Raw genomic sequence first — 22,152 nt, 5'->3', positions numbered from 1 at the left:
TACCAGCCAGATGATCCCGAAATGAGCCGATAGAGCCAACAATTTCCGGCCTCAGAGGCAAATCAAGGCCAAAGGCAGCTTTGCCCGGTCTCAAGAGGCACTTAACTCCCTGTTGCCCAGAGCTTCCTTAGCCCTATTTGGCTATGCCGTGACCCGACAAAGTGGCAGCCACATGTGACTCACTCGCCTGCTGCCGAACGGGCAGCAACACCTCACCATCTCCGCCCATAAACCTTTGCGTGTGGGCACACTCCGACAGATCCTCAAGGACGTGGCCAATCAAGTTGGCACCAATCTGGACGCGCTGATCCAAGCGCTGGATGCCTGATCGCCTTCGAGCGGGCCTGAGCAGCCCTATGCAACTGGGCGCACCACCCGAAACGTCAGGTTGAGGCGCTGCTGCTGCAGCCGCAGCCGGCGCGGCAGGGCATGCTGCCACCACAACTGGGTGGGGGGCTCCATCAACAGCAAGTCGCCGTTGTGCAACGGAATGTTGAACGGGGTGCAGTCGCCAAAACCAGCAGGCGACGGGCAGGCACCGGAGACGACGGCGGCGCGGTGGCGCGGGCTGGGCTGGGGCCGCAGGCGGAAGTCGCGGGAGGCGCCGAGGCTGAGGGAGGCGATCGGGGCGGTGGGCTCGAGCTCGGGTTCATCGTCCGCATGCCAGCCCATGGCATCGCGGCCGTCGCGGTAGCGATTGAGCAGCAAGGAGTTGAAGCGCCAACCCGTGAGCATCTGCAGGGCCTCGCGCAGCTCGGCGGCAGCCGGCGACCAGGGCTCAATCACGTTGGCCAGGCCGCTGTAGCTGTAGCCGCAGCCGGGATCGGCCATCCAGCAGGTGAGCCGCGGCAGCAGGTGGCGGCGGCCGTAAATCGTGATCGCCTCCTGCTTCCAGGGCACCTCGAGCTGCAGGCGCTCCAGCAGCTCAGCCGCGGCGCTGGGCGCCAGCCAGGCCGGCCAGTGGCGCAGGTGCAGGCCCGGAGCTTGAACTTCAGCCATCAGCAGCTCCGCGCAGGGCTGCGGGCAACGGCGCCTCCAGCGCAAGCAGGTCGCCATCGAGGCAGACCAACTGCAGCCTGTGGGCATGCAGGTGGTAGCCACCATCGCCTGGCAGGGCCTGCTCCGAGGCCAAGCCGCCCGGGGCGTAGAGCGGATCGCCCAGCAGTGGCGCCCCGGCGGCCGCGGTGTGGATGCGGATCTGGTGGGGGCGCCCCGTAGCGATCGTGACCTCCACCAGCCAGGCCCGCTCGCCTCGCTCCAGCAGGCGCAATTCGCTGCGGGCCGGCAGGGCAACCGGATCCGCCGGAGCCGCGGCCCATATGGTCCCCAGCCGGGTATGGGGACAGCGACCAATCGGCGTGGTGAGGCTGAGCTGCTGGTCGGGCTCCAGCGCCAGCAGAGGCGAGCCGGGGGCGGGCGGCTGAAGCAGGGCCCGGTAGGTCTTGGTGCAGCGGCGTTGCGCCGTGCTCTCCCGCAGCAGGGCACTGAGCCAGGCGCGGCTGGCGGGAAGGCGGGCACACACCAGCAGGCCGGAGGTGAAGCGGCCCAGGCGGTGCACGGGCCGGGCCTCAGGCCAGCGGGCCTGCAGCTGGGCCAGCAGGGTGTGCTCCAGGAAGCCACCGGCCGGCAGCACCGGCAAACCGCTGGGCTTGTTGAACACCAGCAGGTCGCCGTTGTCGAACAGGGGGCTGGGCAACACCGGCACGGCCGCCTCCTGCCAGGGGGGCCGATGCCAGATCAGCTGATCTCCGGCTGCGAGGGCCACATCGGCCTGAAGCTGCAGGCCGTTCCTGTAGATCTCCCCGGCGGCGAGGCGCTGCAGCCAATCAGTAGGCGTTGAATGGCGATAGCAACCGGCATAAAAAGCACTGACGCTCTGGCCGGCGGCCCTGGGGGCGATGCGATCCCTGTAGGCGAAGCCGCCATTGAGGGCAGGCGCCAGCCAGGCTGGTTCGGTCGAAAAAGTCGAAAAAACTTTCTCAGTCGACAAGACCGGTTCAGTCAACAAGCCCGTGCTCGAGGGCGTAGCGCACCAGTTCGGTGCGGCTGGCGGTGCCGGTTTTGATGAATAGCCGGCTGACGTATTTCTCGACGTTGCGGATCGAGGTTTCCAGTCGCCGGGCGATTTCTTTATTCATCATCCCCTCGGCCACCAGCTGCAACACGCTGGCCTCCCGCGGCGTGAACACATGCTCGGGAGCGCTGGCTGGCTTCTTGGCACTGCCCGTGGCGAGCAGGGAACGGATTTCGGTGATCTGCTTGGACAGCTGGCCGATATCGGCATCAGCGAAGCGGGCAGCCTCCGCCAGCAGGCGCTGCTGGCGCTTGACGACGTTGTGGACCCGGGCCACCAACTCATCGGGATCGAAGGGTTTGGGAATGTAGTCGTCGCAGCCAGCCTGGAAGCCGGTGACGCGATCGGCCGTCATGCCCTTGGCAGTGAGGAAGATCACCGGCGTGCCACCCAGGCGCTCGTCGGCCCGCAACTTCTGGAGCAGCCCGTAGCCATCGAGGCGGGGCATCATCACGTCGCTGAGGATGACGTCAGGCAGCATCTCCTGGGCCACGGCCCAGCCCTCCTCACCATCGTTGGCGGTGGTCACCGCGAAGCCCTCGTCTTCCAGATAGGCCTTTACAGCGGTGCGCAGGCCGGGCTCGTCATCGACCAGCAGCAGGCGCACGGGCGTCACTTCTGGTTCCTGGGCCGGGGTCAGATCTGGGTTCATGGCGGCCACTCTGCAGGTCTCCAGTCGGCAGGGACAAGTCTGCAGGCGCTCAGCGGGAGCGTCCAGGCAAGATCTGCTCGGATTCCCGCAGGCTGCCGCCGTAGCCGAGCTGGCGGGCCAGGGGCCCCAGGCCCGCTGGATCCTTGCCGGCTTGCTCGGGGAAGCAGGTGGCCCACCACACCAGGTGGTCGATGCGATTGGCGGTCGTAATCGCTCCGCCGGGGTTCAGCTCTCGCACGTAGAAATTGACGCCATCGCTGGTAACCCGCATCGGCGCTGAAGGGCTGCAGCGGATGGTTTCGCTGCGCACCTTGACGTCGTTGGGCTGCTCATCCCAAAGCTTGATGCGCCACAGGCCGGGAACCTTGGCATCAGCCACGGCCCCATAAATACCAATCGCCTGCTTGCCGCCCAGGCCGGGGCGCTCCTGCAGCAGCAGCAGTCCCGGCGGCCGGGCATCCTCGGGCCGCACCCCGCCGCCCTCGGCCCAGCTGGGTGGCGCCAGCAGCGCTGCAAGGGCCACCAGCAATAGGGTTCTGGTTGGCAACATGGAAGCCTGCAAGCACTCCATGCTCGCCTACCTCGACCATCACGCCACCACTCCCTGCGATCCGGCGGTGGTGGCGGCGATGGCGCCCTGGTGGAGCGAGCACTGCGCCAACCCAGCCAACCGCCTTTATCGCCCGGCCCTGGAAGCTGCCGCCGCCGTGGAGCGGGCCCGGGGCCAGCTGGCCCGAGTGCTGGGCAGCAGCGCCGAAACCGTGATCTTCACCAGCGGCGCCACCGAAGCCAACAACCTGGCCCTCAAGGGGGTGTGCGAAGCGGCCCTGGCGGCTGGCAACCCCCGGCGGCGACTGGTGAGCCTGGTGAGCGAACACCGGGCCGTGCTCGACCCCCTGGCCTACCTGGGGCGCCATGGGTTTCCGGTGAGCCTGGTGCCCATCCAGCCCAATGGCCTGGTGGATCTGACCCAGCTGGAGGCGGTCCTCGGCGACGACGTGCTGCTGCTGAGCGTGATGGCCGCCAACAATGAAATCGGCGTGCTCCAGCCCCTTGCCGCTATCGCCGCCCTCTGCCGGCAGCGGGGAGTGCTGCTGCATGTGGACGCGGCCCAGGCTGCCGGCCACATCCCCCTTGCCATCGAAGAGCTGGGCATCGACCTGCTCAGCCTCAGTGGCCACAAGTTTTATGGACCCAAAGGGGTAGGGGCCCTGCTTGTGCGCCCGGGGCTCCAGCTGGCTGCCCAGCTCCATGGTGGCGGCCAGCAGGACGGCCGCCGGGCCGGCACCCTGCCGGTGCCCCTGGTGGTGGGGCTGGGCCAAGCGCTGCTGGGGGCTGAGGCTGATCGGGAGGAGCGGGCCGGGCGGCTGGGGGACCTGCGGAACCAGCTCTGGGAGGGCCTGCGCGACCTCGGCGGGATAGAGCTCAACGGCGGCGGGCTGTCTGGCGATGGCGCACCCCGCTTGGCCCACAACCTGAACGTGACGGTGCAAGGAGTGGATGGCACGCGCCTGCACCGACTGCTGCGCCAGCGGCTCGCCGTGAGCAGCGGCTCGGCCTGCAGCCAGGGCTCTCCCTCCCACGTGCTGGCCGCCCTGGGCCGCAGCCGACAGCAGGCGGCCGCCTCGATCCGCTTCGGGCTGGGGCGGGGCAGCAGCGATGCCGAGATCGCCCTGGCAATTGAAACGGTTGCGGCCGCGGTGCGGGAGCTGCGCTGAGGGCACAGGTCAGACCATCAGGCTCCGCGCGTCAGCGCAATAAAGCCCAGCACCCCCACCACGCCCAACAGGGCTTGAGCCAACCTGCTCACCAGCATCCCCACCAGCACCGCCAACCCCACCTGCAGCGCCCTGCCCAGGCCACCGCGGGCCGCCAGCCACTGGGCCAGGCTCGCCCCCAGAAAGGGGCCCAACAGCAGGCCCAGCAGGGGGCCACCAACGGGCAGGGCCGGCAGCAGCCCGAGCAGGCCCACCAGCAAGCCCAGTCCAGCGCCCAAACCCGCCCAACGACTGGCCTGCAGCTTGGCTGGACCAAGCACCAAGCCCAGGGCCTCGGCACCCCAGCCGAGCACCAGCAGCACTAGCGCCAGCAGCAGCGACGGCCAGCCCGCACTCCAGCCGACCGCCCAGATCCACAGCAGCGCCCCCAGGGGCAGCAAGGCCAGTCCCGGCAGTACGGGCAACAACGCACCCGGGATCGCTAACGCCTGAATACCCAGGCAAAGCCACCAGAGCAGCGGAGCGGCATCGTTCAAAGCTTCACAACTGGGATGCGCCCTGCTGTCTTCATAGCTACCGTCCGGCCCATCTGCCCTTGATCATGGCCCTCACCCCTTCCAGCGACAGCCGACTGCACGTGCTCCAGGCCGTGGAAGACGGCTGGGCTGCTTTTTGCCGCGCCCCCTGGGCTTTTTTGCTGTTTGAGGCCCTCTCCGCCCTGATTCTGCTGCCTTTCGCCGCCCTGGCCGCCCTGGGAGGGGCTCGCCTAGCCAGCGTGAATGAGGTGATGGCTGTGCACCCCACCGGCGCCTGGGCCGCCCTGATCGTGGGCGTGATCGGCTATGTGATCGTTGCCCTGTGGACCGTGGTTGGCCTAACCCGCGGCGCCTGGCTGAGCCTGGAGGGCCGCAAGCCCTGCTTCGCCGACTTCACCCGCTGGGACCGTCCCGCCAGCGCCCGCCTGCTCGGTTCCGGCATTCTGCTGGCGATCGTCATAGCTGTGGCCGGGGCCATCGCCACCCTGATCGGGGCAGGCCTGGGCAAGCTCAACGAAGCCCTCAGCGTGATCCCCATGATCGTGGTGGCGATCTTCTACATCTGGCTGCTGGTTACCCAGAAGTTCCTGATCCAGGTGTCCCTGCTGGGCACCGCTAATCCCACCAAAACCATTGGTTCTGGCGTCAACGTGGTCAATCCCAGCTGGGGGATGGTGCTATGGCTCGGAATCATCGAGGGCGTGGTCCACACCATTGGCGGCCTGTTCAGCTACGGCGGCCTGCTGGTGGTGGTGCCCCTGGTGCTGTGCATCTCCACCGCCGCCTTCCGCCAGCTGTTTGGCGCCGAAGACCGCACCGGCCTGATCGGCTGATATCGATCGGCTGATACAGCCCGAGCTGCAGCTACGACCCCTCACCAAGACGGCGGGAGATGCGCAGCCGGGCGCTGCGGCTGCGCGGATTGGCTTCGGCCTCCTCGGGGCTGGCCTTGATCGCCTTGCGCGTTACCCGGTCCAGCCGAGCGTCGGCCAAAAAGGCAGTTTTCACTCGCCGATCTTCAAGGGAGTGGAAGCTGATCACAGCCAGCAGCCCGCCTGGCTCCAGCCAGTTGGGGGAGCTGTGCAACAGCTTGTCCAACACCCCCAACTCATCGTTTACGGCAATGCGCAGGGCCTGAAAGGTGCGGGTGGCTGGATGGATGCGGCCGCGGCGCGCCGCCGGTGGGTAGCAACCGGCTACCAGATAGGCCAGCTCGGCGGTATGGCGCTGGGCCCAGGGCCCCTGCTCCTTGAGCTTGCGGGCGATACGGCGCGACAGCCGCTCCTCGCCGTAGGCGTAGATCAGATCTGCCAGCTCGCTCTCGCCGGCACGATCAAGCAGCTCCCCAGCCGTCTCGCCGCTCTCGGGGTTCATGCGCATGTCGAGCGGCCCCTCGAGCCGGAAGCTGAAGCCCCGGGCCGCCACATCAAGCTGGGGACTGCTCACCCCCAGATCTGCAAGCACCGCTACAGCCGGCTCAGGCGGGACGTAATCGGCGAAGTTGGCGGCCACGATTGTGACCCGATCGCCAAATGGGGCGAGGCGCTCGGCGGCGGCGGCACGGGCGCTTGGGTCCTGGTCCAGCCCCACAAGTCGCAAGCCGGGATGGGCCTGCAGCAGCAGCGCGCTATGGCCGCCGCCGCCGAGGGTGCAGTCAATCAGCAGGCCTGCTGGCAAGCAAGCAAAGCCCGCCAGCACCGCCTCGGCCAGCACGGGCACATGATCAAACAACGCAGTGCTGGCGGGATCAGCCATGGCCATTCAGCGGCGGCGGTGGGGAGAAGCCCAACGAGCCAGCCGCTGACCCAAGCCATGGCGAAGGCGGCCCCACCAGCTGGGCGCAGGGCGAAAGCGGCGGCAAAGCTCGGGCAGCTCCCGCTCCAGTTCCGGGTGACCAAGCACCTGGAGCAGGGTCTGCAACAGACCGAGTTCCGCCGCCTTTCCCTGGCCATCCGCCGCCGCAAACAGGCAGTAGCAGCGAGCGATCGCTAGCTGCTGGCTGGGGTCTGCGATGGCGGCAAGGCTGGCGGCGATCCGCTTGGGATCGGGTGAGCCATGCAGGTCCGCGCTCTGGCGTTGGGCATCGCTGAGGCGCAGGCTCTTGAGACAGAAGTAGAAAAGCTCCCATTCCTCCTGGTCAAAATCGCCATCGGCCAGGCTGAGGGCACGGGCGCCCTGCAGGATCGCCAACCCCACCTGGCAGCCCTCCTCCCCGGTGGGAAGCACTGCCGTGAGGCTGTCGATGAGCAGCTGGCGCTGCCGGGCCGCCCGGAGCTGGTGTGGAGCCAGCAGCCAGCGCGAGAGGGCTGCGGCTGCCGGTGCCGCCATCTTTCGCAAAGGCGCTGGCTGGTGCTGACCCATGGTTTGCGCGGATTCAACACTCCCAGATCAAGCTTAGGAGCCGTATCCGGGGGCGCTGGTGCGATCTTCGCCGTCACGGATCGTCTGGCGGGCCCTTCCTTCCTAAGATCTCCGCAAAGTGCTTAACCCACGGCCCCATGACGCAGCTGGAGACGCGCACGGAGCCGATGGTGGTCAACTTCGGCCCCCACCACCCCTCGATGCACGGGGTGTTGCGGCTGGTGGTGACCCTCGATGGCGAGGACGTGGTCGATTGCGAGCCGGTGATCGGCTACCTGCACCGCGGCATGGAGAAGATTGCCGAAAACCGCACGAACGTGATGTTCGTGCCCTACGTGAGCCGCATGGACTATGCGGCCGGCATGTTTTACGAAGCGATTGTGGTGAACGCGCCGGAGCGGCTGGCAAATGTGCCCGTGCCCAAGCGCGCCAGCTACATCCGGGTGCTGATGCTGGAACTAAACCGCATCGCCAACCACCTGCTCTGGCTTGGCCCCTTCCTGGCGGACGTGGGCGCCCAGACGCCGTTCTTCTACATCTTTCGCGAGCGGGAGATGATCTACGACCTCTGGGAAGCGGCTACCGGCCAGCGGCTGATCAACAACAACTATTTCCGCATCGGCGGGGTGGCGGCCGATCTGCCCTACGGCTGGCTGGAAAAGTGCCTCGACTTCTGCGACTGGTTTGGTCCCAAGATCGATGAATACGAAAAGCTAATTACCAACAACCCGATCTTCCGTAAGCGAATTGAGGGGCTGGGCGTGATCAGCCGCGAGATGGCGATCAATTGGAGCCTGTCGGGGCCGATGCTGCGCGCCTCTGGGGTGCCCTGGGACCTGCGCAAGGTCGACCACTACGAGTGCTACGACGACTTCGACTGGGACGTGGTTTGCGAACAGGAGGGTGACTGCTACGCCCGCTACCGGGTGCGCGTCAAAGAAATGCGCGAATCCCTAAAAATCCTGCGCCAGGCCTGCGCCATGATTCCCGGAGGAGCCACCGAGCACCTGGAGGCCCGCCGCATGGCGGAGGGCAAGGGCAGCGAATATGCCGGCTTTGATTATCAATACGTGGCCAAGAAAGTAGCCCCAACCTTCAAGATTCCCGATGGTGAGCTCTACACCCGCCTGGAATCAGGCAAGGGCGAAATCGGGGTGTACCTGCAGGGCAACAACGACGTCACCCCTTGGCGCTTCAAGATCCGCGCCGCCGACTTCAACAACCTGCAAATCCTGCCCCACATCCTCAAGGGAGCCAAGGTGGCCGACATCATGGCCATCCTCGGCTCCATCGACGTGATCATGGGGTCGGTTGATCGCTGATTCGAGCAGCTGGCTGCTGCTCTGCCGCACCGTGCGCTTCGGGGAGACGGACGCCGCCGGGGTGATGCATTTCCACCAGCTACTGCGCTGGTGTCACGAGGCTTACGAAGAAAGCCTGGAGCGCTATGGCCTGTCTGCCGCTGAAATCTTTCCCACCCCGGGGCAGATACCAGCCATTGCCCTGCCGCTCGTGCATTGCAGCGCCGACTTCCTCGCTCCCCTTGTCTGCGGCGACCCCCTAGCGATCCAGCTGGAACCCAGGCGCCTGGATTCCGGCAGCTTTGAGGTGCACTACAACTTCCGCAGGGGCGAGAGGGCCGCAGCCAAAGCACTCACCAGACACCTGGCGATCGAGACGGCCAGCCGCCAGCGCTGCCCATTACCGGCTGGGGTGCAGCGCTGGCTGGAAGCATCGAGCCTGGGCCAGGGCATCCAGCCCCTTTAGGGCCGGCTGAACACGTAAAGCAGCGCCGCCAACTGCAGGGGCAACAGGGCCGCCATCAGCGCCAGCGGATGCAAGCCGTCGTGGGGAATAGCTGCAGCCAGACCAAAACTGAGGGCCCCAGCTCCAGACAAAAGCAATAAAACGGGAGCCCGCGCTAAGGCCTCAGAACCAATCTTTTTGGCCATCTAGATATTCGGCTTCGAATTCCGCAGTGGATTTCGTCAAATAAATGACGCCCTCAATAATGCCAATGACTTGAAAAACAAAATAACCTACCCCGCAAGTCAGCAGCGATACCGCCAACATGATAACCGCCGGCTTGGTGTAGCCAAGAATGAATTTGTGCACCCCAAAGGCGCCCAGAAAGATTCCGGTGAGACCCGCAGCCAGCTTCTTATTGCTGATTTCGGTCTCAGACAGGCTCGACATCGACTGACGCGGGAGAGACGACCTGAACTGCTTTTAGCTGATCAACCCAGGCCCGCCAATGATTTCGTTGCCATTTGCCCAGCTCCGCTGGCGCCAGCTCGGGGCAGAGCAGCCACCGACCTGGCCGCTCGGCCGGTGGCCAGGAATCACAAAGCTGCTGCAACGCCAACTGCAGCTCCTGCCAATCCTGCTGGGGCGAGCCGGGCCGCACCAGGGCTACCAGGCGCTGGCCCCAGTCGAGATCATCGATTGGCAGCAGCAAAAGCGCCTGCAGTGGCAAGCCGGCGGCCTGGGCCAGCTGGGCCAGCCGCTGCTCCAGCAGCTCGGGGAACACGGTTTCACCGCCGCTATGAATGGCCCCATCAAGGCGTCCCAGCAGCTCCAGCCCCGCTGGGCCCAGCCGGCCAGCATCACCACTGCGCCACCAACCATCGGCCGTGCGCGGCAGGGGCTGGAGTCGGCCAGCCTCCAGCCAGCCCGGACTGAGCCGCTCACAGCGCACCTCAACGGCCTGCTCCGCCCCTAGCCGCAGCTCCACACCCGCCAATGGGACGCCGCAGCCCGAGGCGCCCGCCAGAAAAGCTTCGGGCGCCAGGGCACACACCATCGCCGCCGTTTCCGTGGCCCCATAGCAAGGGGCCAGCCGCAAACCGGCCAGCCTGGCCCGCTCCGCCAGCGCCGGTGGCAGCGGCGCCCCACCCACCCAGATCAACGCCAACCGCTGCAGCCAGGCCAGGCCCTCGGCAGCAGCCAGCAGCCGCTGCAGCTGGGTAGGCACCAGGGAAAGCAAGGCAGGGCGGCCTGGATCCAGCGGGGCAGCCGCAGCCAACAGGGCCGGATCGCGCATCCAGGCCGGATCGAGGCGCTGGTGGCCGGCGCCCCAGTGCTGGGCCCGCACCCAGGGCAGCAGCCCACTGACGTGATGCAACGGCAGGGGATTGAGCTGCAGGCAGCTCGCCGGATCCAGCCCCAACCCCTCCAGCCAGCGGCCAGTGGCCGACGCCGAAGCCTGCAGGTGGGCCAGGGGCTGCAGGCACCAGCGGCGACCGCCCGTGCTGCCGCCACTACCCAGCACCACCCCCGGCCCCCAGCACTCCTCCAAGGGAGCCAGCCCATCGGGCCCGATCGCCGCCGCCAAAGCCTGCTGGTCGCTGGCGGCCGGGCCCGCCAAGGCCGCCAGGCGGTCGGCATCCCAGAGCTTTTGCAACTGTGCGGGCGTCATGGCTGCTGTTCTGCAGTGGACTGGGCGGCGGCATCCCACACCACTGCCGGATCGGCGCTGGCAAGGGCTCCGGGGGCTTGCCAACCCGGTGCCAAACCCGGCGCCGCCGGCGTGGGGCCCTCGGCCTGTAGGCCCGCCAGATGCTCGAGCCAGCGGCGGCCGATGCCGGTTTCAAAGGCTGTGCTGAGCATCAGCCGCGGCCTGCCCCGCTCCAGGGCCGCCAGCAGGGCTCGAGGGTCCCCATCCTGGCTTGGGCGGCGCACCTGCCAGCCCGGCCAACTGCAGCGCAGACCCGGGTCGCGCTGCAATGATTCATCTAGAGCCACGGGCACCTGGGCGGCCAACGCCTCCAGGCCCGCCTGATCGGCCGGGGCCAGGGGCTGCTCCAGCCACTGCAGCCGTGGCTCGCCCGCCAAACGCCCGGCCCAGGCCGCCGCCGTGGCCCGGCTCCAGCCGCCATTGGCATCAAGGCGCAGGCGGGCGGTTGCTGGCAGGCGCTGGAGCAGCTGCTCCAGCAGCTCGCGCTCCAAACCATCGGCGCAAACGGCCAGCTTCCACTTGAACACCGGAGCCGGCCCCAGCTCGGGCTCAAGCTGCTCCAAAACCTCAATGGCGACTGGTCCTGGCGGCAGCAGCCGGGCCGCAGCGGGCGGCGGCAGCCAGCGGCGCTGCGGCAAGCCGGCCAGCTCGGCTAGGGCAGCCCCGAGGGCAAAGGCAAGGGTGGGGGGCAACTGGCCCGCCTGCAGCAACCTCTCGAGCTCGGCTGTCCCGTAGCTGGCATCCAAAGCAGCGAGGGCCGCCGCCAATGGCTCCAGCTGGCCATCGAGGGGCGCGGCCTCGCCCCAGCCCAGATCGCCCTGGGAGCCCTGCAAGCGCAGCAGCCAGCCGCGCCGCTGCTGCACGGTGCCTGCAGCCGTGACCAGGGGCTTGGGCAGGGCGAAGCCGAAGGGCCGCCACTGCAACTGCAGCAGGCCCCCCTGGCTCATCCTGTGAGGCGCCCCAGGGCCAGGCCCAGGGCCAAACCCAAACCATTGAGCGCCTGAAAGCGCAGGGCCAGAAATTTGCTGCCGCTGATCCGCCCAGGCTCGCAATGGTGGCGCTGCAACAGGGCGATCAGCTGACGGGCCGGCGGCAGGCCGATCACGCCGAGCAGGGCAGTGAGCGGCCACTGGCCCAGCAGCACCGGCGCCCATTGCAGGGCCAAACAGCCGGCCACAAACCAGGGCACCAACCCCGAGGCAGCCGCCGTACCCAGATGCACCACCGGCGAACGCTTGCCGTGGGCGGCGTCCTCATCAACCTGGTGGAAATGGGAGCAGAACAGCACCAGGGTGGTGGCGAGGGCCGGGCCACTGCCAAGGGCCAGGGCGATGGCCCAGGGCACCCCGCTGGCCCCCGCTGGCGCCAAGGCCAGCAGGCCGGCGGCGGTGGCCAAGGGGCCGAAAGCAAGCCAGCAGAGGGGCTCGCCCAGGCCCCGATAGCCGAGCCGAAACGGCGGCCCCTGATACAGGTAGCCCAGGCCGCAGCAGGCCAGCACCAAAGCCAGCACCGCCGGGCTGCTGCGCCAGGCCACCAGCGCCATCAGAGCCAGCCCCAGCAGCAGGCAGCCGTTGGCCAGCCCGGCCACCCGATCGCGCCGGCCGGTGAGATTCACCACGGAATGGGGCTTGCCGTCGGCATCCACACCGGTGTCGGCATCAAAAACATCGTTGGCCAGGTTTTCCCAGGCCAGCAGCAACACCGCCGCCAACAAAAACAGCAGTAGTTGGTCAAACCGCACCGGCAGGGCCTGGCCCAGGCGCCAGCCGGCGGCCAGCAGCACCGGCATCACTGCCACCGCGTACATCGGCCACTTGATCGCCGCCTGCCACAGGCGGCTGCGATCGACGGAATTGGCGTAACGGCTTGCGACGACCTTGAGCTCAGTCATGGGGGCCGCAGGCGGCAGCCACTGCAGGGCCCATACATTTGAGCAGCTCTTCGTCGCGGCCCCGGCCCTTCCTGGTGCAGGCCCCTTCTTCCTTCACCGATTCAACGGGTGATTCATTCACCAGTTTGCTGGCCGCCGCCAACGAGCAGGCACGCCAGCTGGAAGAGGAGGGCGTCCTCAGCCTGGCCCTACCCCTGGCCGGCGGCGACCCGATGCTGCTACTGCCCCATCTGGAGCCCGAAGATGAACAGCTGGCCCCAGGCGGCGACAGCTTCCGCTTCCTGTGGGACGGGGCACCGGGGCTCTGCATCGCCGCCGCTGGACGCACCAACAGCCTCGAGCTCAGTGGCCCACGCCGCTTTGAGCTGGCCCAGCGTTTTGCCAGCGCCTGCCTCAGCCGCCTAGCCACCCCGGAGAGCGGCCCGCCCCTGGCCCGGCCGCGGGTGCTGCTGGCCTTCGGCTTCTTTGAAGCGCCCCTGCAGCCGGGGCCCACCGCCATCCCTGGCGTACAGGCCGTGCTGCCGCGTTGGCAGCTGAGCCGCCAGGGCCAGCACTGCTGGCTGCGGCTGCAGCGCAGCCTCGGCGGCGGCGTGACGCCGCGCCAGCTAGCCGAAGAGCTGTGGGAGCAGGCCCGCCGGCTGGAGCGCCTCGTGCAACAACAAGACGGGCTGGAGCCGAGGGCTCTAAGTCGAATCGCCATCCGCCGCAGTTCGCCATGGCAGGAGAGCTACCGCTCCGCGGCTGAGCGGGGCCTGGAGCGGGTGGAGAGGGGCGAGCTGGAAAAAGTGGTGCTAGCCGTGCGCCTCAAGCTGCAGCTTGAGGCCGCGCCCCATCCCCTGGCCCTGCTGGCCCCCCTAAGGCGCCACCAGAGCGGCAGCTGCCGCTTTCTCTGGCAGCAAGCCCATGGGACTGCCCTGATTGGCGCCTCCCCCGAACGGCTGCTCACGGTGCGACAGGGACAGCTGCGCAGTGATGCCCTGGCGGGCACCGCCCCAGCTGGAGAGCAGGCCGCAGGGCTGCTGCACTCCTGCAAAGATCGCCATGAGCATGAGCTGGTGGTGGACACGATCACCGCCGTGCTCGCCAGAGCGGGCCTAAAACCACGGCGACCGCGCCATCCACGCCTGGCCCGCCACGGCCAGCTAGTGCATCTGCACACCCCGATCACGGCTGCCCTGGGCCAGCACCAGCCCCTGAGCATCGCCGCCGCCCTCCATCCCACCCCCGCTGTGGCGGGCCTACCGCGGCGCGAGGCGATGGCCTGGCTACGCAGCCTGGAGCCCTTTGAGCGCGGCCACTACGCCGCTCCGATCGGCTGGATCGACAGCGCCGGTGACGCCGACCTGCGGGTGGCGATCCGCAGCGGCACCCTGCGGGGCGACCGGCTTGAGCTCACCGCCGGTGCTGGCTTAGTGCGGGGTTCAACGGTTGAGCGGGAGCTGCAGGAGGTAGCCCTGAAGCTGGGCGTACTGCAGCAGCAGCTCAGTTGCGCCACCGACCATCAAGCCGCCAGCAGCAGCTCCATCGTCTGATCCGCCAGGGGAATCCCGGCCAGCCGCTCCACCTCGCGCACGCCGGTGGGGCTGGTCACATTGATCTCGCTGAGGCGGCCATCGATCACATCGATGCCCACAAAAAACAAACCCTCAGCTCGCAAAGCTGGTGCCAGCTCGGCGCAGATAGCCCTCTCCGCCGCCGTGAGCTCCGTGACCTCTGGGGCACCGCCCACGGCCAGGTTGCTGCGGAACTCGCCACCGGCGGGAATGCGGTTCACAGCCCCCAGGGGCTCGCCATCCACCAGCAGGATGCGCTTATCACCAGCGCTCACCCCGGGCAGGAAGGCCTGCACCATCACCGGCAGCTGCTCCTGGCCAGTGACCAGCTCCAGCAGGGCCCGCAAGCCAGGAGTTGCTGCAGAAGCAAACACCACCCCCTGGCCAGCCCGCCCCCCCAGGGGCTTGAGCACCACCTCGCCATGCTCGGCGGTGAAAGCAGCCAGCGCCGTGACCCGGCTGGCCACCAGGGTGGGGGCCATCAGCTGGCTCCAACGCAGGGCACTGAGTTTTTCGTTCCAGGCCCGCAGCGAAGCGGGCCGATTCAGCACCCGCACTCCCTGACGCTCCCCCAGCTCCAGCAGATGGGTGGCATAGAGATAGGCCTCATCGACGGGCGGGTCCTTGCGCATCCACACCCGCGGGAAGGCGGTGAGGGGCAGCACTTGGGGATCGCCAAGTTCAAACCAGGGCTCGCAATTCACGGGGCTGGCCAGCACCCAGGCGCCATGACCTTGCTGGGGGTCTCCTGGCACTGGGGCGGCAGAAAGATCGGCGATGGTGCACACCCACACCCGCTCGCCCGCTCGCTGGGCTGCCTGCATTAGGGCAACGCTGGAATCTTTGGCTGGATTGAGCCGGGCGATCGGATCGATCACAAACAGTTGGGATGCCACCGCTCAGCTCGCCAGCAGAACATCGAGCTGGCCGGAGCGCTCGAGGGCATGCAGGTCGTCGCAACCACCCACGTGCTGACCATTAATGAAGGTCTGGGGCACGCTGCGGCGCCCGCCACTCTTAGCCGCCATCGCCGAGCGGGCCGCCTCGTCGCCATCGATGGCAAATTCGGCGTAGGCCACGCCCTTGCGATCGAGCAGGGCCTTGGCGCGCACACAGAAGGGACAGGCCCGCCAGGTGTAGATCTCAACGGTGGCGGCCATCTAAGCGGCTCCGGTCAGGTTTTGCTGATCGTAGAAGCGGGCCAGGGCGCGCGGGATCGGGAGCCGTGCACCTAAATCAATTAGCTAAGCCAAGACTTAGCCAATCAACAAAACCGCTCCCCCATCCCCGCCCCCTAGCGGCGGAGCTGGCCGGCGCTGATACCGTCAAGCAACTATTCAGCCGCACCGGTGCTCGATCTCACCGACTTCAAGCGCGACCTCTCCGAGCTCACTGACCGCCTGGGCAACGCCCAGGACTGTCTTTGACGTACCGGCCCTGAAAGCCCGCCAACAGGATCTGGAGCAGCTGGCCTCCCAGAGCGACTTCTGGGACGACCAGAAGCAGGCCCAGCTCAAGATGCGCCAGCTCGACGAAGTGAAGGCCCAGCTTGAGCAATTGGCCAAATGGCAGGCCAGCGTCTCCGATGGGGAGGCCACCGTTGAGCTCTACAGCCTCGAGCCCGATGAGGAGCTGCTGGCCGAATCCAACCAAGCCCTGCAGTCCCTCAAAGCGGACCTGGACCGCTGGGAACTGGAGCGCCTGCTCTCGGGCCCTTACGACAAGGAGGGCGCCGTGATCAGCATCAACGCCGGTGCCGGCGGTACCGACGCCCAGGACTGGGCCCTGATGCTGATGCGCATGTACACCCGCTGGGCCGAAGACCACGGCATGAAGGTGACTGTGGACGAGCTCAGCGAGGGGGAAGAAGCGGGCATTAAGAGCTGCACAATCGAAATCGAGGGCCGCTACGCCTACGGCTATCTGCGCAACGAAAAGGGCACCCACCGGCTGGTGCGCATCTCCCCCTTCAATGCCAACGACAAACGCCAAACGAGCTTCGCCGGCGTGGAGGTGATGCCCCAGATCGACGAGGACGTGAAGCTCGACATCCCCGACAAGGACCTGGAGATCACCACCTCTCGCTCGGGCGGTGCTGGCGGCCAGAACGTCAACAAGGTGGAAACGGCCGTGCGCATCCTGCACATCCCCACCGGCCTGTTTGTGCGCTGCACCCAAGAGCGCTCCCAGCTGCAAAACAAAGAAAAGGCGATGGCCCTGCTGATGGCCAAGTTGCTGGTGATCGCCCAGGAGCAGCGGGCTTCCGAGATCGCCGACATCCGCGGCGACATTGTGGAAGCGGCCTGGGGCAACCAGATCCGCAACTACGTGTTTCACCCCTATCAAATGGTGAAAGATCTGCGCACCCAGCAGGAAACCACCGACGTACAGGGCGTCATGGACGGCGATCTCGATCCCTTTATCCAGAGCCTGCTGCATGCGGGCGTCGAGCTAGCTGGAGGCGGCAGCGATGACTGAGCCAATTCAAAATGATTCTCAAAGTGTGCCCCAGCCCAGCGAAAACCCCAGCTTCATCAAGCTGGCGATGCGCAACATGGTGCGCAAGGGCCGCCAAAGCCTGTTTCACTTCGGTCTCACCGCCCTCGGGCTCACGGGCTTCCTGTTGCTGATCGCCTGGCTCGGCCGCCCCCAACTGCCCGGAGGCTGAGATGCCCGCCTCGACCGATCTTGACCTGGCCTTTAGCGCCGATCCCGATCTGGCTGATCCCGATCTGAAAGTAGCCCCGCAGCTGACAGGTGCCGATTACTGGCAGGCCCTATTGAGCGCCTGGCTAGGCCAGCTGGTCCAGGAGCTCCCCGCCGCCCTGCAAGCCCCCGCCTACAGCCTGGGGCTGAGCCTGGTGGCTGACGCCGAAATCGCCGAGCTCAATGCCGATTGGCGCGAGAAGGAAGGCCCCACCGATGTGCTGGCCTTCGCCGCCCAGGACGAAGCAACCGATGGCGCCCCGCCGATGCCGGCATCCGGGGAGGCGGAGCCCCTGGAGCTGGGCGACATCGTTATCTCCGTAGAAACGGCAGCACGCCAGGCGCCGGAGCATGGCCACGACCTGGAGCAGGAGCTGCTGTTTCTGGCCAGCCATGGCTTGCTGCACTTGCTGGGCTGGGACCACCCCGACGAAGCCAGCCTCGCCGCCATGCTGGCGCGCCAGAAAGAGCTGGTTAAGGTGCCAGCGGAGCCATGACCAATCTGCGCCCCTTACCGACCCCAGAAACTCGTGGGCGCCGCCTCAGGGACCGGGCCTGGACGGTGGCCAGTGACCTGCCCGCAAGTTTCCGCTATGCCGCCCAGGGGCTGGCCTATGGCTTTGCCAGCCAGCGCAACTTCCGCATCCATGTGATCACCGGAGCGGTGGTCTTTGGCCTGGGGGTGTGGCTGCAACTACCCACGGCCCAGCTGGCGGTGCTGGTGCTCACCGTGGCGGCCGTGCTGGTTCTGGAACTGCTCAACACCGCCACCGAAGCGGTGGTGGATCTGGCCATCGGCCGCCAGTTCCACCCCCTGGCCCGGATTGCCAAGGACTGCGCCGCCGCTGCGGTGCTGGTGGCGGCCCTGTCGTCACTGATGATCGCCCTGCTGCTGCTTGTGCCGCCGCTGCTGAACCGGCTGGGCCTTTGAATGGGGGCAGGCCAGGCGCGGCGATGCTTCTCGTTCTCGACAACTACGACAGCTTCACCTTCAACCTGGTGCAGTATTTGGGCGAGCTGGCCCCCGAGCACCCAATAGCCGCTGAGCTGCGGGTGGAGCGCAATGACGCCCTCAGCCTCGAGCAGATCCGCGCCCTGGCCCCCGCAGCAATCTTGATTTCACCGGGCCCCGGCGATCCAGATCAGTCGGGGGTCTGCCTGGAGGTGCTGCAGCAGCTCAGCCCCACCATCCCGACTATGGGGGTGTGCCTGGGCCACCAGTCGATCGCCCAGGTGTATGGCGGCAAGGTGGTGCGGGCCAAGGAGTTGATGCACGGCAAAACCTCTCCGGTGCACCACGCCGGCCAAGGCGTGTTTGAGGGGCTGCCCAACCCGCTCACCGCCACCCGCTACCACAGCCTGATCGCCGAGCGCGAGACGCTGCCCGACTGCCTGGAGATCACCGCCTGGCTCGACGACGGCACGATCATGGGCCTGCGCCACCGCGAATTCCCCCACATTCAAGGGGTGCAGTTCCACCCCGAGAGCGTGCTCACCCAGGAGGGTCACGCCCTGCTGGCGAACTTTTTGCGCCAGGCCAGCCAGCCAGCCATAGCAAGTTAGTTGGGTTAGCTTCACAGCGACTGCCGCTTCTCCATGCGCTCGCTGCCCACCTTCGCTGCTCTCAGCTTGAGTTCGCTCGGTCTGGGCGCCGCATTGCTGGCAACTGGCCCAGCCCTCGCAGGCAGCGGCGTCACGATCACCAGCTACGGCCACAGCGCCCTGTTGATCAGTGGTGGCGGGGCCAGCGTGCTGGTTAACCCCTTTAAAGCAGTGGCCTGTGCCGCCGGACTGGCCGAACCCCGGGTGAGTGCCACGGTGATCCTGGCCAGCAGCCGACTATTGGATGAGGGCGCACCGGTGGCCAGCGGCAAGATGCTGGTGGATCCAGGCTCCTTCAAGGTGAGTGGCCTTTCAATCGAAGGCATTTCCGGCCCCCACGATCGAGTTGGTGGGCGCCGCTTCGGCCAATCCACCCTGTGGCGCTGGAAGCAGGGCGGCCTGGACATCGCCCATCTCGGCGGTACCGCGGCCCGGCTCACCCCCGCCGACAAGGTGATGCTGGGTCGTCCAGACGTGCTGATCATCGGCGTGGGTGGCGGCGCCAAGGTGTACACCGGTGCCGAAGCCGCCGAGGTGGTGCGCGAGCTCCAGCCCCGCCGCGTGATCCCGGTGCAATTTGTCAGCGGCAAAACCCCCAAGGACTGCGACCAAACCACGGTGCAACCTTTCCTTGATGCCATGGGCGGCACCCCGGTGAAGCGCCCCGGCCGCACCCTCAGCCTGCCGGGCAAACTCGGCGATGGCATGGTGATCGAGGTGATGCGCTAATTGGCCTGCAGATAGGCAGCCCAGAAGCGCTGCATCTGCTCAATGGTGCCGAGGCTCACCCTCAAGGAGCCATCGATCAGAGGTTTTGCCGCCATCGAGCGCACCAGAATCCCGTCCTGCCGCAGGCGCTGCTCCACCTCCTCAGCCGGTCGCTCGGGCCAGATCAGCAAGTAGTTGCCACCTGCGGCGTGATGCCGCACGCCAGCCGCTTGCAACTGCTGCACCAGCCAGGTGCGGGCCCGCAGCACTTCGGCCACATAGCTATCCACATAGGCCTGGTCCGCCAGGGCCGCATGGGCGGCAGTCACGGCGAAGCTATTGATGTCATAGGGGCCTGTGACCCGAGCGAGCCGATCCACCACTGGCGCCGCGCCAATGGCAAAACCGATGCGCAGCCCCGCCAGTCCAGCAGTTTTAGCTAGTGAGCGCAGCACCAGCAAATTCGGCGTGGCAGCGAAATCGGCCAAGGGCAGCACGCTGTCGCCAGTGAAGGCCTCATAGAGCTCATCCACCACCACAAGAGTGCCGGGCGCCGAAGCCGCCAGCTCCAGGATCAGCTCGGCCGCCAGCCGGGTGCCTGTGGGGTTGTTGGGATTGCAGATCAGCAGGATGCGCGGGCAGCCGTGCAGTGCCGCCCGCAGCTCCTCGAATGGGAAGCCAAAATCCGGCAACCGGTAGGGAATCGCCTCAATCGCCATGCCCTGCATCTGGGCGCAGGGGGTGTAGTAACCGAAGGTGGGGCTGGTGGTTAGCAGGGTGTCGCCCCGGTCGCCGTAGGCGTGAAAGATGGCGTGGATCGCCGCATCCACCCCGTTGAACAGGCCGATCTGATCGGGCTGCAGCGGCCGGTTCAGGCCAACGCCTGCCAGGTTGGCCACCACGGCCTGGCGCAGGCCGTCGTATTCGGGATAGATGGCGTATTGCTCAGCCGGAATGGCACGGATCGCAGCCACCACCTGCGGGCTTGGGCCCATCGTGTTTTCGTTGAAATCGAGCCGCAGCATCCCTCGCCGCCCCTCCAGCGGCGCGCTGTAGGCCTGGAGCCCTTCAACCTCGGGGCGCGCCTGGGGCTCCATCACATCCGCTCCAAAGTGGGGATACCGAGCAGGCCCAAACCGAGGGAAAGGGTGTCGGAGGTGAGGCGGCAGAGCGCAAGACGGGAGGAGCGGAACGGCTCCTCGGCCTTGAGCACCGGCACCTGGTCGTAGAAGCGGTTGAACACCTGACTGAGCTCAAACAGGTAGGTGCAAAGCCGATTGGGCAGCAGCTCCTGCTCCACCTCAGCAATCACCCCATCAAACTTGAGCAGCTCCCGCACCAGCGCCCACTCCGGCGCTTCGCTGAAGGTGAGTGAAGCAACGGCGCCAGCCCCCAGATCGCCGCCCTTGCGGGCGATGCCGGCGATGCGCACCACCGCATAGAGCAGATAGGGCGCCGTGTTGCCCGTTAGGGCCAGCATCCGATCAAAGCTGAACTGATAGTTGGTGATCCGGTTGGTGCTGAGGTCGGCGTACTTCACCGCCGCCAAGCCCACGGAGGTGGCCACCTGCTGGATGAAAGCCTCGTCTTCGCTGCGCTGCTCATCGGCGAGACGCTGACGCAGATCGGCCTCGGTGCGCTCCACCGCCTCATCGAGCAGGTCCTTGAGCCGCACCGTGTCGCCGGAGCGGGTCTTGAGCTTTTTGCCATCGTCGCCCTGCACCAAACCGAAGGGCACGTGCTCGACGCTGCAGTGGGAGGGAATCCAGCCCGCCCGCTGGGCCACCTGGAACACGCCGGCGAAGTGGTTGGCCTGACCCGCATCGGTCACATAGATCACCCGGCCGGCGCCATCGCCGGCCGGCGCGGGAGCGAAGCGATAACGAATTGCCGCCAGGTCGGTGGTGGCGTAGTTGAAGCCGCCATCGCTCTTCTGCACGATCAGCGGCAGGGGCTGGCCGTCCTTACCACTCACCCCCTCAAGAAACACGCAGCCGGCACCGGCGTCGACCACCAGCAAACCGGCAGCCTTGAGGTCGTCAACCACCGCCTGCAGGTAGGGGTTGTAGAAGGATTCGCCGCGCTCAGCAAGACGTATGTCGAGCTGGTCGTAGATCTTCTGGAATTCGCGGCGGCTCTGGTCGCAGAGCAGCCCCCAGGCCTTGAGCGACACCGGATCGCCCCCTTGCAACTTCACCACCTCTTCGCGGGAGGTGGTCTGGAAGGCCTCGTCGTCGTCGAAGCGGGCCTTGGCCTGGCGATAGAAGGCCACCAGATCACCCAGATCCACCGCATCGGCCCTGGTGAGAGCCTCTGGCGCCACCTGCTTCAAGTGGGTGATCAGCATCCCAAACTGGGTACCCCAGTCGCCCACATGGTTGAGCCGCAGCACCGGGTGGCCGCGAAACTCCAGCACCCGCGCCAGAGCATCACCAATGATCGTGGAGCGCAGATGCCCCACGTGCATCTCCTTGGCGATGTTGGGACTGGAGAAGTCCACAATCACCGGCGTCGGGGCCACGCCGGCCACCCCCAGGCTCGGCACCCCCAGGCGCGGATCACCGAGCCGGGCCTGCAGCTCCGCCGCCAGCCGCTCGGGCCGCAGGGTGAGGTTGATGAAGCCGGGTCCAGCAATCTGGGGCTCCAGGCAGAGCTCGGCAAAGGCAGGATCGGCCGTAAGTTGCTCCACGATCGCCGTGGCAATAGCCCGGGGCGGCTGGCCCAGGGGTTTGGCCAGGGGCAGGGCCCCATTGGCCTGGAAGTCACCGAATTCCGGCTTGGAAGCTGGCGCCAGCTGGGGATCCAGGGTCTGGCCCGCCTCCGGGAAGGCCCGCTGCATAGCTGCCAGAAGCTGGCCCTGCAGGGCATGGAGAACGGTCAGCATGGCAACGGTG

27 protein-coding genes are annotated in these 22,152 nt (G+C 67.0%); 11 read left to right on the top strand and 16 right to left on the bottom strand.

Annotated features, from left to right (window positions below):
* Positions 1-354: 354 nt before the first annotated feature.
* From KBY75_RS08760 to KBY75_RS08745, 4 genes are read right to left on the bottom strand one after another with little or no spacing between them, the layout of a single operon-like run.
* Positions 355-999, bottom strand: coding sequence for an alpha-ketoglutarate-dependent dioxygenase AlkB (locus tag KBY75_RS08760; protein ID WP_254935543.1), 645 nt, complete (start codon positions 997-999; stop codon positions 355-357).
* Positions 992-1,990 carry a pseudouridine synthase gene (locus tag KBY75_RS08755; protein WP_255023624.1) on the bottom strand — a complete coding sequence of 333 codons (999 nt, stop codon included), beginning with the start codon at positions 1,988-1,990 and terminating at the stop codon, positions 992-994. Before KBY75_RS08755 ends, KBY75_RS08760 begins: the two co-directional genes overlap by 8 nt.
* Positions 1,991-1,997: 7 nt before the next feature.
* Positions 1,998-2,726, bottom strand: a complete 729-nt coding sequence (locus KBY75_RS08750; protein ID WP_254935541.1) for a response regulator transcription factor — start codon at positions 2,724-2,726, stop codon at positions 1,998-2,000.
* Between the two features lie 49 nt (positions 2,727-2,775).
* Positions 2,776-3,276: a hypothetical protein gene (locus KBY75_RS08745; protein WP_254935540.1), complete on the bottom strand. Its 501-nt coding sequence runs from the start codon at positions 3,274-3,276 to the stop codon at positions 2,776-2,778.
* A gap of 19 nt (positions 3,277-3,295) precedes the next feature.
* On the opposite strand from KBY75_RS08745, the gene KBY75_RS08740 reads away from it, so the two are divergent.
* Positions 3,296-4,444 carry a cysteine desulfurase family protein gene (locus KBY75_RS08740; RefSeq protein ID WP_255023623.1) on the top strand — a complete coding sequence of 383 codons (1,149 nt, stop codon included), beginning with the start codon at positions 3,296-3,298 and terminating at the stop codon, positions 4,442-4,444.
* A gap of 17 nt (positions 4,445-4,461) precedes the next feature.
* On the opposite strand, the gene KBY75_RS08735 is transcribed toward KBY75_RS08740, so the two are convergent.
* Entirely contained in the window at positions 4,462-4,980 is a 519-nt protein-coding gene (locus KBY75_RS08735) for a DUF456 family protein (RefSeq protein ID WP_254935538.1), read from the bottom strand.
* A 65-nt stretch (positions 4,981-5,045) separates the two neighbouring features.
* On the opposite strand from KBY75_RS08735, the gene KBY75_RS08730 reads away from it, so the two are divergent.
* Entirely contained in the window at positions 5,046-5,813 is a 768-nt protein-coding gene (locus tag KBY75_RS08730) for a hypothetical protein (RefSeq protein ID WP_254935537.1), read from the top strand.
* Positions 5,814-5,844: 31 nt separating this feature from the next.
* On the opposite strand, the gene rsmH is transcribed toward KBY75_RS08730, so the two are convergent.
* Both rsmH and KBY75_RS08720 read right to left on the bottom strand, forming a co-directional pair.
* Positions 5,845-6,735, bottom strand: a complete 891-nt coding sequence (rsmH, locus tag KBY75_RS08725; protein ID WP_255023622.1) for a 16S rRNA (cytosine(1402)-N(4))-methyltransferase RsmH — start codon at positions 6,733-6,735, stop codon at positions 5,845-5,847.
* Between the two features lie 6 nt (positions 6,736-6,741).
* Positions 6,742-7,308, bottom strand: a complete 567-nt coding sequence (locus KBY75_RS08720; RefSeq protein ID WP_255017320.1) for a hypothetical protein — start codon at positions 7,306-7,308, stop codon at positions 6,742-6,744.
* 170 nt (positions 7,309-7,478) lie between these two features.
* Between KBY75_RS08720 and KBY75_RS08715 the strand changes: the two genes are divergently transcribed.
* Complete coding sequence (locus tag KBY75_RS08715) at positions 7,479-8,663, top strand: NAD(P)H-quinone oxidoreductase subunit H (protein ID WP_254935534.1); 1,185 nt, start codon at positions 7,479-7,481, stop codon at positions 8,661-8,663.
* Entirely contained in the window at positions 8,653-9,108 is a 456-nt protein-coding gene (locus KBY75_RS08710) for a thioesterase family protein (RefSeq protein ID WP_255023621.1), read from the top strand. The genes KBY75_RS08715 and KBY75_RS08710 overlap by 11 nt, the downstream gene beginning before the upstream one ends.
* On the opposite strand, the gene KBY75_RS08705 is transcribed toward KBY75_RS08710, so the two are convergent.
* Genes KBY75_RS08705 through menA form a run of 5 tightly spaced genes read right to left on the bottom strand, consistent with a single transcriptional unit; the run spans position 9,105 to position 12,689 of the window.
* Complete coding sequence (locus tag KBY75_RS08705; protein WP_254935532.1) at positions 9,105-9,293, bottom strand: hypothetical protein; 189 nt, start codon at positions 9,291-9,293, stop codon at positions 9,105-9,107. The two genes, KBY75_RS08710 and KBY75_RS08705, sit on opposite strands and share 4 nt — an antisense overlap.
* Positions 9,271-9,537 (bottom strand): TM2 domain-containing protein, encoded by a 267-nt coding sequence (locus tag KBY75_RS08700; protein ID WP_254935531.1) that lies wholly within the window; start codon positions 9,535-9,537, stop codon positions 9,271-9,273. Before KBY75_RS08700 ends, KBY75_RS08705 begins: the two co-directional genes overlap by 23 nt.
* Positions 9,521-10,759 (bottom strand): AMP-binding protein, encoded by a 1,239-nt coding sequence (locus KBY75_RS08695; RefSeq protein WP_255023620.1) that lies wholly within the window; start codon positions 10,757-10,759, stop codon positions 9,521-9,523. The genes KBY75_RS08700 and KBY75_RS08695 overlap by 17 nt, the downstream gene beginning before the upstream one ends.
* On the bottom strand, positions 10,756-11,745 hold the full coding sequence (gene menC, locus KBY75_RS08690) for an o-succinylbenzoate synthase (protein WP_255023619.1): 990 nt from the start codon (positions 11,743-11,745) through the stop codon (positions 10,756-10,758). The genes KBY75_RS08695 and menC overlap by 4 nt, the downstream gene beginning before the upstream one ends.
* Positions 11,742-12,689, bottom strand: a complete 948-nt coding sequence (gene menA / locus KBY75_RS08685; RefSeq protein WP_255023618.1) for a 2-carboxy-1,4-naphthoquinone phytyltransferase — start codon at positions 12,687-12,689, stop codon at positions 11,742-11,744. Before menA ends, menC begins: the two co-directional genes overlap by 4 nt.
* A 71-nt stretch (positions 12,690-12,760) precedes the next feature.
* On the opposite strand from menA, the gene KBY75_RS08680 reads away from it, so the two are divergent.
* Entirely contained in the window at positions 12,761-14,221 is a 1,461-nt protein-coding gene (locus tag KBY75_RS08680) for an isochorismate synthase (RefSeq protein WP_261347358.1), read from the top strand.
* Here the strand turns inward: KBY75_RS08680 and gshB are convergent.
* Both gshB and grxC read right to left on the bottom strand, forming a co-directional pair.
* Complete coding sequence (gene gshB / locus KBY75_RS08675) at positions 14,191-15,138, bottom strand: glutathione synthase (RefSeq protein ID WP_254935527.1); 948 nt, start codon at positions 15,136-15,138, stop codon at positions 14,191-14,193. The two genes, KBY75_RS08680 and gshB, sit on opposite strands and share 31 nt — an antisense overlap.
* A 3-nt stretch (positions 15,139-15,141) precedes the next feature.
* A complete protein-coding gene (gene grxC, locus KBY75_RS08670; protein WP_254935526.1) occupies positions 15,142-15,402 on the bottom strand; it encodes a glutaredoxin 3 in 261 nt (86 codons plus the stop codon).
* Between the two features lie 189 nt (positions 15,403-15,591).
* Here grxC and prfB point away from each other — a divergent pair.
* The 6 genes from prfB to KBY75_RS08640 all read left to right on the top strand — a co-directional run bounded on the left by prfB (position 15,592) and on the right by KBY75_RS08640 (position 19,279).
* Positions 15,592-16,720 (top strand): peptide chain release factor 2 gene (gene prfB / locus KBY75_RS08665; RefSeq protein ID WP_254935525.1). Its coding sequence is split into 2 segments (ribosomal slippage): positions 15,592-15,666 and positions 15,668-16,720, totalling 1,128 coding nucleotides; the frame shifts between segments, so codons are not numbered across the junction.
* Complete coding sequence (locus tag KBY75_RS08660; RefSeq protein ID WP_254935524.1) at positions 16,713-16,910, top strand: DUF3285 domain-containing protein; 198 nt, start codon at positions 16,713-16,715, stop codon at positions 16,908-16,910. The genes prfB and KBY75_RS08660 overlap by 8 nt, the downstream gene beginning before the upstream one ends.
* 1 nt (position 16,911) lies before the next feature.
* Complete coding sequence (ybeY, locus tag KBY75_RS08655) at positions 16,912-17,445, top strand: rRNA maturation RNase YbeY (RefSeq protein WP_255023617.1); 534 nt, start codon at positions 16,912-16,914, stop codon at positions 17,443-17,445.
* Positions 17,442-17,879, top strand: coding sequence for a diacylglycerol kinase family protein (locus KBY75_RS08650; protein WP_254928243.1), 438 nt, complete (start codon positions 17,442-17,444; stop codon positions 17,877-17,879). Before ybeY ends, KBY75_RS08650 begins: the two co-directional genes overlap by 4 nt.
* 23 nt (positions 17,880-17,902) lie before the next feature.
* A complete protein-coding gene (locus KBY75_RS08645) occupies positions 17,903-18,511 on the top strand; it encodes an aminodeoxychorismate/anthranilate synthase component II (RefSeq protein ID WP_255023616.1) in 609 nt (202 codons plus the stop codon).
* 33 nt (positions 18,512-18,544) lie between these two features.
* Entirely contained in the window at positions 18,545-19,279 is a 735-nt protein-coding gene (locus tag KBY75_RS08640) for an MBL fold metallo-hydrolase (RefSeq protein ID WP_254935521.1), read from the top strand.
* Here the strand turns inward: KBY75_RS08640 and KBY75_RS08635 are convergent.
* The gene (locus tag KBY75_RS08635) at positions 19,276-20,355 is read right to left on the bottom strand and encodes a histidinol-phosphate transaminase (protein WP_255023615.1); all 1,080 of its coding nucleotides are present in this window, start codon (positions 20,353-20,355) and stop codon (positions 19,276-19,278) included. The genes KBY75_RS08640 and KBY75_RS08635 overlap by 4 nt on opposite strands.
* A complete protein-coding gene (gene argS, locus KBY75_RS08630) occupies positions 20,355-22,142 on the bottom strand; it encodes an arginine--tRNA ligase (protein ID WP_255023614.1) in 1,788 nt (595 codons plus the stop codon). The genes KBY75_RS08635 and argS overlap by 1 nt, the downstream gene beginning before the upstream one ends.
* Positions 22,143-22,152 lie beyond the last annotated feature (10 nt).

This window comes from Cyanobium sp. T1G-Tous, assembly GCF_024345455.1.
Taxonomy (GTDB): Bacteria; Cyanobacteriota; Cyanobacteriia; order PCC-6307; family Cyanobiaceae; genus Cyanobium_A.
This window is presented reverse-complemented; position numbering and strand designations above follow the sequence as displayed.

Coding starts and splice junctions, on each gene's coding strand:
- KBY75_RS08760 (WP_254935543.1), bottom strand. CDS start 999: ATGGCTGAAGTTCAAGCTCCGGGCCTGCACCTGCGCCACTGGCCGGCC.
- KBY75_RS08750 (WP_254935541.1), bottom strand. CDS start 2,726: ATGAACCCAGATCTGACCCCGGCCCAGGAACCAGAAGTGACGCCCGTG.
- KBY75_RS08745 (WP_254935540.1), bottom strand. CDS start 3,276: ATGTTGCCAACCAGAACCCTATTGCTGGTGGCCCTTGCAGCGCTGCTG.
- KBY75_RS08740 (WP_255023623.1), top strand. CDS start 3,296: ATGCTCGCCTACCTCGACCATCACGCCACCACTCCCTGCGATCCGGCG.
- KBY75_RS08730 (WP_254935537.1), top strand. CDS start 5,046: ATGGCCCTCACCCCTTCCAGCGACAGCCGACTGCACGTGCTCCAGGCC.
- rsmH (WP_255023622.1), bottom strand. CDS start 6,735: ATGGCTGATCCCGCCAGCACTGCGTTGTTTGATCATGTGCCCGTGCTG.
- KBY75_RS08720 (WP_255017320.1), bottom strand. CDS start 7,308: ATGGCGGCACCGGCAGCCGCAGCCCTCTCGCGCTGGCTGCTGGCTCCA.
- KBY75_RS08715 (WP_254935534.1), top strand. CDS start 7,479: ATGACGCAGCTGGAGACGCGCACGGAGCCGATGGTGGTCAACTTCGGC.
- KBY75_RS08705 (WP_254935532.1), bottom strand. CDS start 9,293: ATGGCCAAAAAGATTGGTTCTGAGGCCTTAGCGCGGGCTCCCGTTTTA.
- KBY75_RS08700 (WP_254935531.1), bottom strand. CDS start 9,537: ATGTCGAGCCTGTCTGAGACCGAAATCAGCAATAAGAAGCTGGCTGCG.
- KBY75_RS08695 (WP_255023620.1), bottom strand. CDS start 10,759: ATGACGCCCGCACAGTTGCAAAAGCTCTGGGATGCCGACCGCCTGGCG.
- menC (WP_255023619.1), bottom strand. CDS start 11,745: ATGAGCCAGGGGGGCCTGCTGCAGTTGCAGTGGCGGCCCTTCGGCTTC.
- menA (WP_255023618.1), bottom strand. CDS start 12,689: ATGACTGAGCTCAAGGTCGTCGCAAGCCGTTACGCCAATTCCGTCGAT.
- grxC (WP_254935526.1), bottom strand. CDS start 15,402: ATGGCCGCCACCGTTGAGATCTACACCTGGCGGGCCTGTCCCTTCTGT.
- KBY75_RS08660 (WP_254935524.1), top strand. CDS start 16,713: ATGACTGAGCCAATTCAAAATGATTCTCAAAGTGTGCCCCAGCCCAGC.
- ybeY (WP_255023617.1), top strand. CDS start 16,912: ATGCCCGCCTCGACCGATCTTGACCTGGCCTTTAGCGCCGATCCCGAT.
- KBY75_RS08650 (WP_254928243.1), top strand. CDS start 17,442: ATGACCAATCTGCGCCCCTTACCGACCCCAGAAACTCGTGGGCGCCGC.
- KBY75_RS08645 (WP_255023616.1), top strand. CDS start 17,903: ATGCTTCTCGTTCTCGACAACTACGACAGCTTCACCTTCAACCTGGTG.
- KBY75_RS08640 (WP_254935521.1), top strand. CDS start 18,545: ATGCGCTCGCTGCCCACCTTCGCTGCTCTCAGCTTGAGTTCGCTCGGT.
- KBY75_RS08635 (WP_255023615.1), bottom strand. CDS start 20,355: ATGGAGCCCCAGGCGCGCCCCGAGGTTGAAGGGCTCCAGGCCTACAGC.
- argS (WP_255023614.1), bottom strand. CDS start 22,142: ATGCTGACCGTTCTCCATGCCCTGCAGGGCCAGCTTCTGGCAGCTATG.